The sequence below is a fragment of the Geodermatophilus sp. SYSU D00697 genome (genome assembly GCF_054050175.1).
The window spans coordinates 22,710-36,404 of sequence record NZ_JBJGYV010000044.1; the positions used below are offsets into that span (position 1 = coordinate 22,710).

Here is a 13,695-nt window from a genome sequence, read left to right on the forward strand (position 1 = left end):
GACACTAGGGGCTGGCACGGGACCGGGTCGTGGGCATGGCTGCTCGAGGTACTGACCGCCGCACCCGCTGTCTAGGAGGCGCACAAGTTGCTTTCGACGTACGCGCAGGGAGGTACGCCAGAACGCACCCAAGTCTCGCGTTCTGTATGAACGCGAAGCGTGTCAGTTGCTGACCCTAAACTCGATTTTGTGACTGAGCCCAATGGTGTTGAACGCGAGGCTCCGGGATGGCACGACGACCCCATCGGCTCCGTCGAGCAGGACCGGCTTGGCCGAGCGCCGTTCGCAGAGCATGCTGCACGGCTCATCGACGAGAACCACACGGCTGAGTCCAGCGTCGTCTACGGACTAGAGGGGCCTTGGGGCAGCGGCAAGTCGTCGGTGATCGCGATGATCAAGCACTTCCTCACCGCCCCGGGCAGGACAGGTGACGGCCGTTGGCGCGTCGTGTCGTTCACCCCGTGGGCGACCTCGGGGACCGAGGCGTTGCTCGAGGAGTTCTTCGCCGTGCTAGCCGGAGCCGCCCCGCAAGCCGAAGGGACCCGACGGCTTCGTGAGCGAATCACCGCCTACGCCAGCATTGCCCGACCTCTGGCCGCCGCGATCCCGGTGGTGGGGGCCGGCATCGTCGAGGCGAGCCGCACTGCCGAGGACCGGCTCCGCAAACCTTGGAATGTCGCATTCGCCGAGGTTGCGGCTGAGCTGCGAAACCTCAGTACACCGATCTTGGTCATTGTGGACGACATCGACCGGCTGCAGCCGCTTGAACTGCTAGACCTGCTGAAAGTCGTCAGGTTGCTTGGTCGCTTCCCTGGCGTTGATTTCCTGCTCGCGTACGACGAGCAGACGTTGGTCGAGACTCTCCAGGACCCCGCCCGCGGCCGAGTCTCGACAGCGCGCGCACGGGCGTTCATGGAGAAGATCGTCCAGTACCCGCTGAGCATGCCGCCGCTGTTGACGGGCAAGATTGTAAAGATGCTCGGTGCTGGCCTCACCGAAATCGTGACTCTCGAGCGGGTCGAGACGAAACTCGAAGAGCATCGCCTCGGACGCCTCGTCCTCACCACTTTGCCTTCCCAGCTGACGACGCCTCGAGCCATCGAACGGTTTCTGGCTCAGGTTCGCGAGCAGTTCCGCATTCACGACCTCCATGAGGTGAACGACGTTGACCTCATCTTGGCGACCTTTCTCAGAGTTCAGTTCCCCGACCTGTTTGGGCGTCTCCAGCGCTGGAAGACCGAGCTCACGAGCGGGTCGACCGGCTGGATCAGCCGTGGCTCGCGCGACGACGCCGGGCCCGACTGGGACACGTTGCTCGCCGCCGTCGAGGACGGCCAAGACCAGCGTGATGCTCGCGCCGTCCTCCAGACGCTGTTTCCGGCCTTCGCCGAGAAGCACGCCGCACGCGCCAAGGCCGGTAGATTCGCGCACCCCGAGTACTTCGACCGCTACCTCGCCCAATCCATTCCTGAGGGCGACATCCCTGACGCGGCGATCGCCGGAGCACTGGCACAGGCAGCCGACGGAGACCCCGACAAACTCCGCGGCCTCATCTTGGCCGAGGACGATGAGCAGGTCATTCTCGCGCTGAGCAAGATTCGGGTCCGCTACCCCGACATTGGGGAACCCTGGACACGTGGCGAAGCACCCGAGGGCCCGGTATCGCTTGACTTGCTCCGTACCGGCATGGGTTTGGTCGACCAGCTCCCGGACCGCATCGCCGCGTGGCCGTCGTCTCAGTCTCAGACGGCCTACTGGATGGCGAATCTGCTGCGCCTCCTGCTGGACGCCGACCCAGAAGCGGACGTTGACTCTGCGCTGGCCGCCTGCAATCAAACCCATCGGCGCGCGCACGTCGTCTCCAGAGCCACCAGCGCCATGGAGCGCATCCGTCCCGAGACCCAGGAAGCGCTTCGCAATGCGCTGCGGCGTGAGGCCACCCGGATCCTCCCCATGCTGCTAGACGATCTTCGCGGGCGAGATGACTCCGAGGGTGAGGTCGGCAGTCCCTTTCTGTACGGCGTGGTCGACGAAGCCGGCCTCTTGCCAGAGCTTCGGGCCGCCGTCCGCGATGGCGTAGCGGCTGGGGAGTTCACCGTCGGAGATGTCGCGGCCCGTTTGGTTGGGTTCGCCTACATCATCGGCGGCCCAACCGGAGCGCCACCGGCGTCAGCGTCGTTCTCGGGTGAATTGTTCAGTAAGATCACGGGCCTGGAAGCCGACTCAGCTGACCATAGCGAGCGCGAGACCTGGACCGACACTCAGTTGGGCCCGACGTCGGGGATTTGCAGCCGGCTACATCAAGGGTCCTGCGGCCGAAACGTCGTGAGCCCACGCGTTTGAAGCGCTTCGGCTCTCCAGGCCGGACCCACCTCAGGGAGCATCTCCACACATCCGCGCACGGCTCCCAATTCCGCCGGGCCTGACGCCCGGTCCTCGGACGTTCCGCCTTTGAGTCTGATCGTTACCTGCGGGCTCGACGGGCAGCGACGAAGACATACGCGGCCTGCCTTCGAGCAGTCATACGGTCACCTAGGAACGGCGCCAGAGTGGCAAGCGCACCTAACGCACCCACGCCCACGCCAACGAGCCCGCCGGTGATTCCGCCTATCATCATGGACGCGCCTGACAAGCCGCCTGGAATGACGGCCTTCCAAACGCGATCTGAGCTCGCTACTTTCTGTAGGTTGTAGGACGCGGCCTCGAGTTGGTGAGTCAGTTCGGTGATCGCGTCAATGTTCTCGTTATCCGTGCGAGCGGTCCTCAACGATGCACGCACCTGCCGGCGCAGATCCTCGATGGCGTCTTCATTCTTCAACAGCTTGGCCAACTCGGGGCTTCGCAGCGAAGGTAGCTCGGGCACGTCAGCCCATAATGCAGCTTGCGCCGGCCGAATGCGTGCATGACGCGCCCGAATATGAAGCAGCCTGGCCTCGAATAGGGATGCTGAGACGTACTCCGAACCGAAAACATCCGCTGCGACTACTCGTTCGTGCGTACGCTGCACCAATGCGCTGACCGCCGAGTCCTTCACCTGGTTGATCCACGGCTCGTAGTCAAACGCAGGCTTGTACGGCTGCAGCATCAAGGTTCTGAAGCGCCCGGTCTCACGGTCGATCGAATCCCGGTCGATGTGGGCGTACAGCCAGAAATTAGCGACCTCCTGAGCCGGATCGTCTGCTGCGCGCACAAAGAGCGCTTCGCGAGCGGTGGGCCCTTCGATAATCAACTGATTGCGCACCCACTCAATCAATGCGGCGACCTGCAAGTCCGCAGCAGCCAACTTCTGAGCCGTGGCGCCTTGGGCGGCCATGGCCACTCCTGCGGGGACCGGGATGGCGATGCCACCACCCAGCAGTTCAGCGTTCTTCAGCTCGGTTATCGCGTCCTGTCGTAGCCGGCGCACCGTGGGAGTGCCGCGCAGGCTGTCGAACACGTGGTCTGGGTACAACACGTGGTCCGCAATAAGCAGCGTCCGACCCAGGAATCGTGCGACATCAAGTTCCTGGTTCCACAGCATCGCTGGTCGTGGCTCTTGCCTCGCCAATTGAGCGACCGTGCGCACCGTCTCTGCAGCGAGTTGGTACAGAGCCTCGATGATGTTGTCAGATGGCGGATCGTCGCTGATGGACATTCCAGCTAGCCGCCGAAGAACCTCGATACGCAATGTGCCGAGAGCCTCGACGCTCAACGATTCCGGGCCGCTACTAAACGCCGTCGCGAGGTCGGCCTCCCAGTTCGTATACGAGATCGCCCTAGGCCTCGGACCACCGGGTGGCAACGTGATATCGGTCCCTGCCGGCATCGTCCCGATCAGCGCATCGTTTGCCAGCGAGACTGTCGGACTCAACCACCTGCTGCCTTCGGGGTCTGGAGGAAGCGGAGCGCCCGGCCGAGACGGCGGTCGCTCGATTCCGTGACACAGCTTGTACTTGCGACGAGAACCGCACCAGCAGGCCTCATTACGTCCGTACGGCGCCAACAGGCCGGATCCCACCACGGGACCATCCTCTCGCAGCCGAGCGAGAGTTTCGGTGGCGTCCAACTCGTGGAGCCCTGTGGGCAGGCAGATCAGCGGGGCAGGAACGCTACGGCGACGGACTTCGGCAGCCGGTGGTGGGTGTCGGCGTAGTTGATGCCGGCCGCGGAGACCTCGTAGAGCTGCTCGCCGTCCCGGGGAGCCGGGTCGGGCAGGTCGACGACGTTGAGGACCTCGGGGCCACCGAACTCGGTGATCTGGACAGCGCGCATGGGGAGAGGCTATGACCTGCTCACGCCCGGACGTCGTTCCGGCCGGCACCGCCGGTCGCCGGACCGCCGGTCAGCCGCTGGAGCCGGGTGGTCAGCGCGGTCCGCCGATCGGCGTTGCCGTGGAGGTCCACGTACCGCTGCCCGAAGCCGGCCAGCAGCGCGTCGTCCAGCCGGCGCACGGCACCCGGGGGATAGCGGTAGCCCATCCGGGCCGTGATGCCGCTGTCGTCGGCGCCGCGCAGCACCTCGCCCAGCTCCACCAGGCTGGTCACGCCCAGTTCGAGCAGCAGGCCGGAGATCCAGGTGTAGTGATCCGGGCGTGACCAGTCGGCGTCGGCGTACTGGCCGGCCAGGAACGCAGCCAGTTCCCGGGGCGCGATCCGAGGGTCGTCGGGGTCGATGTCGTCGGCCTCGTCACTGGGAGCTGGTGCCCGAAGGCGCTCGCGGATCGCGGTGAACTGCTGATCGGCCAGCTCCAGCAACCCGGCGGCCAGGGTGAACCGGCGGTCGAACTCGGAGGCGTGCTCGTCCGGCACCGTGCCCTTGTAGCGGATGTCGTGCTCGAACTCTGCCCACGCGTGCTGCAGCACCGTGCGAACCTGCACCTGCACCACGCGCCCGACCAACTCCGGCCACTCCGCCGCCCGAGCCGGGTCCACGCCGATCAGCAGGTGCCGGCTGGAGTAACCGAACCGTCCCTGCTGCGCGGTCTGCCGCCCCATGTCGCGGTCGTCGATCACCCGCACCTGCTCGGCCAGCAGCTCGGCGACCGCCTCCACGTCGCTCTGCACGTAGGTGATCACCCGCACGCCGATCTGATCGGTGATGTCCCGCGCCGGGTCCGGATAGGCAGGCACGCCGTCGACCACGCGGGCCGCCTTCTCCGCGAACGAGGCGATGGTCTTGGTCCGCCCGGTCACCGACAGGTAGTTGATCCCGGCGTCGTCGAGCACCCCGGTGACGAGCGCGAGCGCCTGCGCTCCCGCGGCCAGGGTCTCGGGCCGGCCGTCGGCGTACGCCTGGATGGCCTGCTGCACCGGGTCGGGCGGGGGTGCGGCGACCCGGGCGGCGGGCTTCAGGTCCGGCGGCAGGGTCGGGGTCAGGATGGCACCGCCGGCCGCGTCGCCGTAGGTGGTCACCTCGTCCGGGCGCCGGACGGTGATCCACCCCACGTAGGCGCATACCACGGCGTCGACCTGGTCTTCCGCCACCCGCAGCTCGCTCTTGCGAGTGGCTGCCTGCACCTGCTGGCGCAGCGCGGCGAACGGTGCACCGAGTCCGAGCTCGACCACCGCGCCCAGCAGGTCGACGAGCAGCAGCAGCTCCGCGCGCATCTGCTCGAGCGTCCGGCCCGGCTTGTTCTTGTACTTCAGCGTGCGGCCCAGCCGGAACAGCGCCACCGTCGCCGCGTGCGGGTAGACCTCGATCGCCCGGCGGCCGCGGCCTGAGCGAGGGTCGAGGTCCAGCCCCAAGCGCCGGACGATCCGCGCGCCGCGGGTGTCACCGTCGACGAACTCGGGTTTGCCGGTGTTCGTCGGGTGCGCCCCGGCCTGGAACCTCGCGAAGTCGGCGTTGAGCGCGCGCTCGGCGGCCCGGTTCCCGGTTGCGTTGGTGACCACCAGCGGGGCGTCGATCGCCACGATGCACGGGCCGGCGGTGAACGGGGTCAGCGCGGTCTCGATCTGCTCGTCGGTGCGGACCGCGCTGACGTGCACCAGCCGGCCGCCGTCGTCCAGCACCGCGAGGCCGGTGGGTTGCTTGAGCCCCCAGGCGAGGTCGATCCCGATGTGATGCACGGAGTCAGCTTGCCCTGCCCTGCAGCCCGTCGGGCCTCGTCCCGGCGGAACCCTCACGACACAGACTCGCCGCGGGCGCGGCTCCTCAGGACGCCCGCCCGCAGGCCGTCACCTCGTGGTCGACGAGCGCCTGCAGGTCGTGATCGGGCCGCTGACCGCGCGGGAGGCGGTGACCGCATCGCCGTCCTGCACGTCGTCGCAGCGACGCGGATGCCCGCGGGCTGCATCGCGCATGTGGAGTGGTTCAGGTCAGTTGCGAGACAGCCGGTGGTGGGTGTCAGCGAAGTTCACGCCGGCGGAGCTGACCTCGTAGAGCTGCTGACCCTCGCCGGGGGTGGGGTCGGGCAGGTCGACCACGTCGAGGACCTCGGGCCCGCCGAAGCGGGTGATCTGCACGGCACGCATGACGGCGAGGCTACGGCCGCGGCCGAGGGCGGCGTGGACCAGCACCTCCCCGCGGAGCAGCTCAGCTGACGGGCAGCGCTGCGAGCCGGGCGGCCAGCTCCGCGTTGCGACGCAGGAAGGGCACCCATCCGGTCGGCGCCCGGGTGCCGGGCACCGGCCTGGTGCAGGTCTCCTGCTCCCAGGCCCGGAGTCGGCCGTCCCGGATCCGGAGCCGGACCAGGACGTCGTCCGCCCAGGCGGTGACGTCCTCGTCGCCGTCCCCGGCGGGCGCGGTGACCCGCTGCGGCGCGACCACCCACTCGACCGCCTCGATCTCCTCCTGGAGCCGGGCCGCGGCCTCGTAGGCCTGCGCCCCGGCCGCGGCGTCGCGCCGGGCAGTGAGCGCCGCCAGTGCGCCGGCGACCGCCGTCGGCTCGCGGTCCAGCACGGACGCCACGGCCCTCGCCAGCTGCGCGACGGGGGTGTCCTGCCCGCCGCGCAGCCGCGCCAGCTCCCGCTCGCCGGCGGTGCGGGTCGGGCCGGCGTGGCCGAGCGGGTACAGCCGCTCCAGTCCGGACACGGCCAGCTGTACCTTGCGGGCGCCGAGGTAGGGCCCGAAGAAGCGGACACCCGGTGCCGGCCGGTGCGCGGAGGTGAGACCCAGACGCGGCGCCTCCGGCGAGGGGTCCAGGCGGATGCGGACGGGCACCTCCAGGCCGCCGACCATCCGGTTCCACGGGGGCAGCGACCGCTCGAGCAGGTTGCGTTCGGCCCAGGCGGCCTCGTGCACGGAGTCGCACACCAGCGCCTCGATCCGGGCGACCCGGGGGACCATTCGCCGCAGGTGGCGGCGGTCCCGCAGATCGCCCCAGTAGGAGCTGACCCGGCGGCGCAGCTCCCCGGCCCGCCCGACGTACAGCACGCGGCCGCTGGCGTCCCGGAAGCGGTACACGCCCGGAGCGGCCGGCAGGGCGGCGACGGCGGCCGGGCGTGCGGGCATGGCCCCATCGTGCGCAGGGCCGCCGCGCCGGTGGTGGCGCCGCGCCCCACGGCCCCCACGCGTCCCACCGGTCACGTCCGGGTGTGGCGCGGCGGGCGGGGCCGTCGTGTCCGCGCCGGCGGTCCCGCCGCCTTCGGGCCGGGTGTCCCCGGACCGGCAGGACAGGCGTCGAGGGGGACGCCCCCTCGCAGGGTCGTCCCCCTCGACGTCGTCGCACCGATGGTCTCGATGGGGCCCCGGCTCGTCGTCCGGGACGCGCCGATCGGGACCTCAGGTCATCGGGTGGTCTGCGCCTCGCGACGCGGGAGCACCCAGTCCGGCCGCACGTAGTGGCAGGTGTAGCCGAAGGGGATCTTCTGGAGGTAGTCCTGGTGCTCCTCCTCGGCCTCCCAGAACGGGCCGGCCGGTGTCACCTCGGTGACGACCTTTCCCGGCCACAGGCCCGAGGCGTCGACGTCGGCGATCGTGTCGAGCGCGACGCGCCGCTGCTCCTCGCTCGTGTAGAAGATCGCCGAGCGGTAGCTCCTGCCCACGTCGTTGCCCTGCCGGTCCTTCGTCGACGGGTCGTGGATCTGGAAGAAGAACTCCAGCAGCTCCCGGAACGAGATCTTCTCGGGGTCGAAGACGATCTCGACCGCCTCGGCGTGGTCACCGTGGTTCCGGTACGTGGCGTTGGGTGTGTCGCCGCCGGAGTACCCGACCCGGGTGGAGAGCACGCCGGGGCGCTTGCGCAGCAGCTCCTGGGCGCCCCAGAAGCAGCCGCCGGCGAGGATCGCGGTCTCAGTGGTCACGTGTGCCTCCCTCTGTGTCCAGCACGATGGGTGAACACCGCGACCCCGGCCGGTGTTTCCTCGTCGGTGACCAGCGCGGCGATCTCCCCGAGCTGCGCTGGGAGTACGGCTGCGTCATCCTGCTCGGCTCCAGGGTGGCGCGACTTGATCTGCACGGCTCGCATGCCGTCGAGGCCCGGGGGTGATGGATGCATGGCTACACGACACCGCCGCTCATCAGTGCGCCCCTCGCTCCGTTCAGGGGTCACGCTCGGTGGCGGCGAACGAGGCACGTGGGCTGGTCCGCAGGGCAGCGGCCGTGCTGGTGTGGGCGGTGATCAAACGCTCAGGGAACTGAGTCCCGTCCGTGGACGTCCCCAACGAACGAGCTGGTCGAAACAAGATCGACCGGCTCGTTCGTTGTGCGCCGTACGGCAGATGCGAGCTTCTACGGTGCGCCGAGGCCGTAAGTGAAGGAGCCGCTTGTCCAGTTCATCGTCGCGTTGTACTTGTACCCACTCATCGTTCCGTCGCCGTTGTCCTCGTTGGCGGCGAAGCATTCGAAAACGGTCGTCTGCTCCGTGAGGTCGTCGGTGGAGCCGCCACCGACCGGAGAGCAACTCACATCAATGATCGGGCCATCGATGATGCCGTCGGCCGCGTGCCCCTCGGCCATCTCCTTGACGCTCGACTCGATCTCGGTGACGGACGAGCGCCGTGCGTTGCGTTCCGCTTCGTCTCGTCTCGCTTGAGCGGCGGCAGCCGCGGCATCCCTGCGCTCTTATTCTTCACGTTCTTCGGCCGCGGCCTTCTCGGCCGCGGCCTCCGCCTCCGCTGCTGCCACTCGTGCGTCATGGGCCACCTTCCAGGCGATACCACCCCCGACGAGGCCCAGAAGCGCAGCCACCACGCCGGCGATCGCGAACCACTTCCCAACCCGCCGCTTCCTCGGCGCCGAGCTGGGCGCAGGCGTACCCATGCCCGGTTCGGACGTTCCGGCGGGTGGAGGTAGTGCAAGCCACTGCTCGCCATCCCAGTACTGCTGCTCGCCGGTCGGAGTGGGATACCAGCCTGCGGCCGGAGTGGCGCGCGGCACATGGCCGTAGCCGGATGGAACGTCAGTGGCTCCGGATCCGCCCTGTCCGGGCACGCCGTCAGGGGGCGTTGTGCTCATTCGAGAACATTCGCACGGCCATTCGACACCGAGCGGAGTGCCACCCCGTTCGTGGGGCTGTGGGACTTGCCAAAGAACGCATGGGTGGGTCGTTGTCGTCCTACGTCAGCAACGCTGCAACCCAGGTGGCACGTCGTCTGTCTGGAGGGTGACGTGCGATCCTCATCAACCTGACGCGTTCCGCCGGATCCAGGAGCGCCCCGTGCAGTCACCGCGGCCTCCACTTCCTGAGGTGGGGCAGTCGTCGACTTCTGCTGGGTGCCGTCAACAGGCCTGCCGAGGCTATCCCCCCAACCTCGCGGCGGTCGGTCGAGATCAGCGCAGCGCCGCGTGGCTCGGGTCTGGCGGCCGTCAGGGCGGTCCGCCGCGTGCTTGCCGACCGGGGAGTCGGCACCCCGGTCGGCTCAGGTCCGTGCCCGGGCCGGTCCCGTCGTCAGGCGACGTCGGTGCGGGCGTCGGACAGGTACTCGCGCACCGCCGGCTCGGGGACCCGGAAGGACCGGCCGACGCGGACGGCGGACAGCTCGCCGCCGTGCACGAGGCGGTAGACGGTCATCTTGGACACGCGCATGATCGCCGCGACCTCGGCCACCGTCAGGAAGCTGACCGCAGCGCGCGGAGCGGGCCGCTCCATCGCCGGCCGTGGCGCCGCGGAGGGGCCGGCCGGCCGCGCGGCCATGGGGCGCTGGCCCATCGGGGCGAGGCCGGGCTGCGGGCGGACGTGGGCCGGTGCGGGGCGCATCCCGAGGTGGGAGCCGGGCGCGACGGGCCGGGCCGGGCGCGTGCCGTAGGTGGCGGAACGGGGGAGAACCGGAGCGGGGGAGCGCTGGGGCAGGGACACGTCGTTCCTCTCGGTAGCGGTCCACGGGATGCGGGGCCGGCTCGCCGCCGGTGACGATCCGCGTCCGTGCTGGTACCGACAGTAGGGGGACGGCGGAGCCCGACGCGAGAGCACGAGGAACGAGACGAACCGGTCCGCTTCGTCAGTTGTTGACCGTGCGCCGGACGGGTCCGTTGCGATGCGCGAGGTGACGTGCGCGAGGCGCGGCGCACGCGGCGCACGGGGCGCCCACGCGGCCGGCGGTCAGATCGGCTGGTTCGTCGGCAGGAGGACCAGGTCGCGCACGGTGAGGTGCCGGGGCCGGCCGAGCATGAAGGAGGCGGCGTCCGCGACGTCCTCGGAGCGCATGCCGGTGCCCGCGGCCACCCCGTCGGCGACCTCGTCCTCGTCGGCGACCGCCCACAGGTCGTTGAGCACCACGCCCGGCGCGATCGACATGATCCGCACCCCCGTGCCGACCAGCTGCTGGCGGACGCCGTGCACGAACGACTGCAGCGCGTGCTTGGACGCCGAGTAGACCGGCTCCCAGGGGATGGCCTGGTGCCCGGAGACCGAACTCGTGACGACGACGTCGCCGGACCCGCGCCCGATCATCGCCGGCAGCGCGGCGTGCACGGCCGCGATGACCCCGGTGACGTTCGTGCTGACCAGCTGGGCGAGCTGCGTGGCGTCGTTCTCCCAGACGTTGCCCTGGACGTAGACGCCGGCGTTGGCCACCAGCACGTCGAGCCGGCCGTGCTCGCCGAGGGTGGCGTCGACGATCCGCTTGCCGGCGCCGGCCTCGCTGACGTCGGCCGGCAGGACGGTGCTGGGCCCGGGCAGCTGTGCGGCGGCCGCCTCGAGCCGGTCCGCCGAGCGCGCCGTCAGGACGACGTGCGCGCCCTCGGCGGACAGCGACCGGGCGATCGCCAGGCCGATGCCCGAGCTGGCGCCGGTGACCAGGGCGACGCGGGCGGGGTGCGCGGCCTCGGCTGCGGTGGCGGTCATGTCTCTCCTCGTTCGTCGGCGGGCGGGGTCAGGGACGGAGGGACGCCGTCGCCAGCGCGTCGCGGCGGACCTGTTCGTCCTGCCGGCTGTCGATCCGCACGACGCTCTCCTCCGTCATCGGGACGACGGTGCCCAGGCTCAGCGCCCGGCCGAGCACGCGGGCGGTCTTGTCGGCCATCTCGGTCACCTGCAGGGCCTGGGCGGCGCTGCTCCCGAGGGCGAACATGCCGTGGTTGGCGAGGTAGATCGCCCGCGGCAGGCCGTGCTCGGGCACGTAGTCGGCCAGCCGGCGGCGGACCTCCCGGGCGAGGACCACCCCGGGGTCGGTGTAGGGGACCAGCAGCGCCCGGCGGCCCAGGACGACGACCTGGTCGGGGAAGAGCGGCTGCTCGGCGAGCACCGCGGCCCGGTCGGTGCACAGCAGCGCGTTGACCGACTCCGGGTGGGTGTGGGCGGCGGTCGTCGCGCCGGCGTCGAGGACGCAGACGACGTGCAGCAGCGCCTCCACCGAGGGGCGGGCGCCCTGCTCGGCCTCGACCTCGTCGAAGTACGCGGCGACGTCGGCGTCCCCGGCGTCGGGCTCGTCGACCAGCGCGGAGAGCCGCTCCAGGCTGACCAGGACGAAGTCCTCCGCGCGCGCGTCGCGCAGCGACCGGCCCGTCACCTTGACCGCCAGCAGGTCCTCGCCGACCCGCTGCGACGTGTTGCCCTCGGCGAGGATCGCGAAGCGACGCCCCGGCTCGCCCAGGGTGCGGGAGAGCTGCACCAGCTCGGTGAGGTCGGGGGTGGACGGGCCGGCGGCGGTGGTCACGCGGATCTCCCGGGGAGTGGTCGGGTCGGGGGGCTGGTCACGGTCCGGTCCAGCTCGTGACCGGCACGAGGCCGTCGAGCCGTCGCCAGTACCGGCGGACGCCCTCGTCGACGGGCGGGGGCTCGACGCCGACGTCCGTGCTGCGGGCCAGCACGGCCTGCATCTCGGCGAGGTCGGGGACGGCGCCGCGGGCGACGGCCTGCGTGGCGATGCTGCCCAGCGCGGTGCCCTCCACCGGCCCGTACCGGACCGGCCGGCCGCAGGCCTCGGCGGTGAGCCGGCGCAGCAGCGCGTTGCGGGAGCCGCCGCCGGTCATGTGCACCGTCTCCACCGGTTCCCCGGTCAGCGCCTCGCACAGGTCGACCGTCCGCCGGTAGCTGAGCGCGAGGCTCTGCAGCAGGCAGCGGGTCACCTCGCCCGGGGTGGCCGGCGGGGTCATCCCGGCGTCGGCGCACAGAGCGGTGACGGTCTGCAGGACGTCCCCGGCCGAGACCAGGTCGGGGGCGCCGACGTCGACCGCGGCGGCCGTCGGCCCGAGGGCCGCGGCCTCGTCGAGGAGTGCCGGGACGGGGACGTCCAGGCCCTGCGCGCGCCAGGCGCGGAGCGCCTGCTCGAGCAGCCAGAGACCGGTCAGGTTGCGCATGCACAGCGTCGTGCCGGCCAGCCCCGCCTCGTTGGTGAACCCGGCGCGGAGCGCCGCGGCGGAGGTCACCGGCGCGGCGGTCTCGACGCCGACGAGGGACCAGGTGCCCGAGGAGAGGAACGCCGTCCGCGGGCGCCCGGAGACCGCCGCGACCGCCGACGCCGTGTCGTGCGAGGCGACCCGGACGAACTCCCAGGGGCGGGCGGCCCCGATCCGGTCGGCGACGTCCGGCCGCAGGGGGCCGGCGAGCGTCGCGTTGTCCACGACCTGCGGCAGCAGGCCGGCGTCCACCCCGGTGGCCCCGACGAGCTCCGCGTCCCAGTCCCCGGTCGCCGCCGACAGCAGGCCGGTCGTGCTGGCGATGGAGCGTTCCGCGGCGCGGCTGCCGGTCAGCAGCGCGCACCACAGGTCGGGGACCAGCAGCGCGGTCGCACCGTCCAGTGCGTCGGCACCCGAGCCGGCCGCCGCCGCGTCGACGGCGCCCCGGAGCCGGAACAGCGTGTTGATGCGCTGGGGGAGGACGCCGGTGCGCCGGAAGAGCCCGTCGCCGCCGAACCGCTCGAGCAGCGCCCGTCCGTCCCGGGGGTCGGCGGCCCGGTAGTGCTGCACCGGTGCCAGCAGGCCCCCGCCGGCGCCGAGCACGCCCACGTCGACGCCCCAGGCCGTGACCCCCACGCTGGGGTCGGCGTCGGCCGGGAGGAGTGCGGCGGCCGTCCGCAGCCCGGTGAGGGTCTGGTCGAGCAGGTCGTCGACGTCCCAGTGCTGCTGCCGGCCCGAGCCCACCGGCTCGTTCGGGAACCGGTGGGCCTCGGCGAGGGCGATCCGGCCGTTCCGCAGCTCACCCACCATGACCCGGCCGCTGGTGGCGCCGAGGTCCACGGCGACGTGCGTGCTCACCAGCCGGTCAGCGGAGGAAGGCGGCGGCGACGCCGGAGTCGACGGGGATGTGCAGGCCGGTGGTGCGGGACAGGTCCCCGGCGGTGAGGGCGTAGACGGCGTCGGCGACGTGGTCGGGCAGGACCTCGCGCTTGAGCAGGG

At 70.9% G+C, this 13,695-nt stretch carries 13 protein-coding genes and 1 pseudogene; 2 read left to right on the forward strand and 12 right to left on the reverse strand.

Annotated elements, in window-relative coordinates; all coding sequences use genetic code 11:
* Positions 1-189: 189 nt before the first annotated feature.
* Entirely contained in the window at positions 190-2,343 is a 2,154-nt protein-coding gene (locus ACI79C_RS23715; protein WP_456948156.1) for a KAP family NTPase, read from the forward strand.
* A 121-nt stretch (positions 2,344-2,464) separates the two neighbouring features.
* Here ACI79C_RS23715 and ACI79C_RS23720 read toward each other — a convergent pair whose 3' ends face one another.
* The 7 genes and pseudogenes from ACI79C_RS23720 to msrA all read right to left on the reverse strand — a co-directional run bounded on the left by ACI79C_RS23720 (position 2,465) and on the right by msrA (position 8,222).
* Positions 2,465-3,634, reverse strand: coding sequence for a hypothetical protein (locus ACI79C_RS23720; RefSeq protein WP_456948168.1), 1,170 nt, complete (start codon positions 3,632-3,634; stop codon positions 2,465-2,467).
* Positions 3,635-3,913: 279 nt separating this feature from the next.
* Positions 3,914-4,000, reverse strand: a pseudogene (locus ACI79C_RS23725) (SEC-C metal-binding domain-containing protein); the annotation flags it as partial.
* 71 nt (positions 4,001-4,071) lie between these two features.
* Positions 4,072-4,251 carry a Zn-dependent oxidoreductase gene (locus ACI79C_RS23730; protein ID WP_456948157.1) on the reverse strand — a complete coding sequence of 60 codons (180 nt, stop codon included), beginning with the start codon at positions 4,249-4,251 and terminating at the stop codon, positions 4,072-4,074.
* Positions 4,252-4,271: 20 nt separating this feature from the next.
* Positions 4,272-6,047 (reverse strand): DUF429 domain-containing protein, encoded by a 1,776-nt coding sequence (locus ACI79C_RS23735; RefSeq protein ID WP_456948158.1) that lies wholly within the window; start codon positions 6,045-6,047, stop codon positions 4,272-4,274.
* Between the two features lie 249 nt (positions 6,048-6,296).
* Positions 6,297-6,452 carry a Zn-dependent oxidoreductase gene (locus ACI79C_RS23740; RefSeq protein ID WP_456948159.1) on the reverse strand — a complete coding sequence of 52 codons (156 nt, stop codon included), beginning with the start codon at positions 6,450-6,452 and terminating at the stop codon, positions 6,297-6,299.
* A 61-nt stretch (positions 6,453-6,513) separates the two neighbouring features.
* Complete coding sequence (locus ACI79C_RS23745; protein ID WP_456948160.1) at positions 6,514-7,431, reverse strand: hypothetical protein; 918 nt, start codon at positions 7,429-7,431, stop codon at positions 6,514-6,516.
* Positions 7,432-7,706: 275 nt separating this feature from the next.
* Complete coding sequence (gene msrA / locus ACI79C_RS23750; RefSeq protein ID WP_456948161.1) at positions 7,707-8,222, reverse strand: peptide-methionine (S)-S-oxide reductase MsrA; 516 nt, start codon at positions 8,220-8,222, stop codon at positions 7,707-7,709.
* 14 nt (positions 8,223-8,236) lie between these two features.
* Here msrA and ACI79C_RS23755 point away from each other — a divergent pair, with 14 nt between their 5' ends.
* Positions 8,237-8,407, forward strand: coding sequence for a hypothetical protein (locus ACI79C_RS23755; protein ID WP_456948162.1), 171 nt, complete (start codon positions 8,237-8,239; stop codon positions 8,405-8,407).
* Positions 8,408-8,649: 242 nt separating this feature from the next.
* Here the strand turns inward: ACI79C_RS23755 and ACI79C_RS23760 are convergent, their stop codons facing one another.
* From ACI79C_RS23760 to ACI79C_RS23780, 5 genes are all read right to left on the reverse strand, one after another.
* Positions 8,650-8,877: a hypothetical protein gene (locus ACI79C_RS23760; RefSeq protein ID WP_456948163.1), complete on the reverse strand. Its 228-nt coding sequence runs from the start codon at positions 8,875-8,877 to the stop codon at positions 8,650-8,652.
* A 931-nt stretch (positions 8,878-9,808) separates the two neighbouring features.
* Positions 9,809-10,216 (reverse strand): excisionase family DNA-binding protein, encoded by a 408-nt coding sequence (locus ACI79C_RS23765; RefSeq protein WP_456948164.1) that lies wholly within the window; start codon positions 10,214-10,216, stop codon positions 9,809-9,811.
* 243 nt (positions 10,217-10,459) lie between these two features.
* A complete protein-coding gene (locus tag ACI79C_RS23770; protein ID WP_456948165.1) occupies positions 10,460-11,203 on the reverse strand; it encodes an SDR family oxidoreductase in 744 nt (247 codons plus the stop codon).
* Between the two features lie 28 nt (positions 11,204-11,231).
* On the reverse strand, positions 11,232-12,014 hold the full coding sequence (locus tag ACI79C_RS23775; protein WP_456948166.1) for a class II aldolase/adducin family protein: 783 nt from the start codon (positions 12,012-12,014) through the stop codon (positions 11,232-11,234).
* A 37-nt stretch (positions 12,015-12,051) separates the two neighbouring features.
* Positions 12,052-13,554, reverse strand: a complete 1,503-nt coding sequence (locus ACI79C_RS23780) for a rhamnulokinase (protein WP_456948167.1) — start codon at positions 13,552-13,554, stop codon at positions 12,052-12,054.
* Positions 13,555-13,695 lie beyond the last annotated feature (141 nt).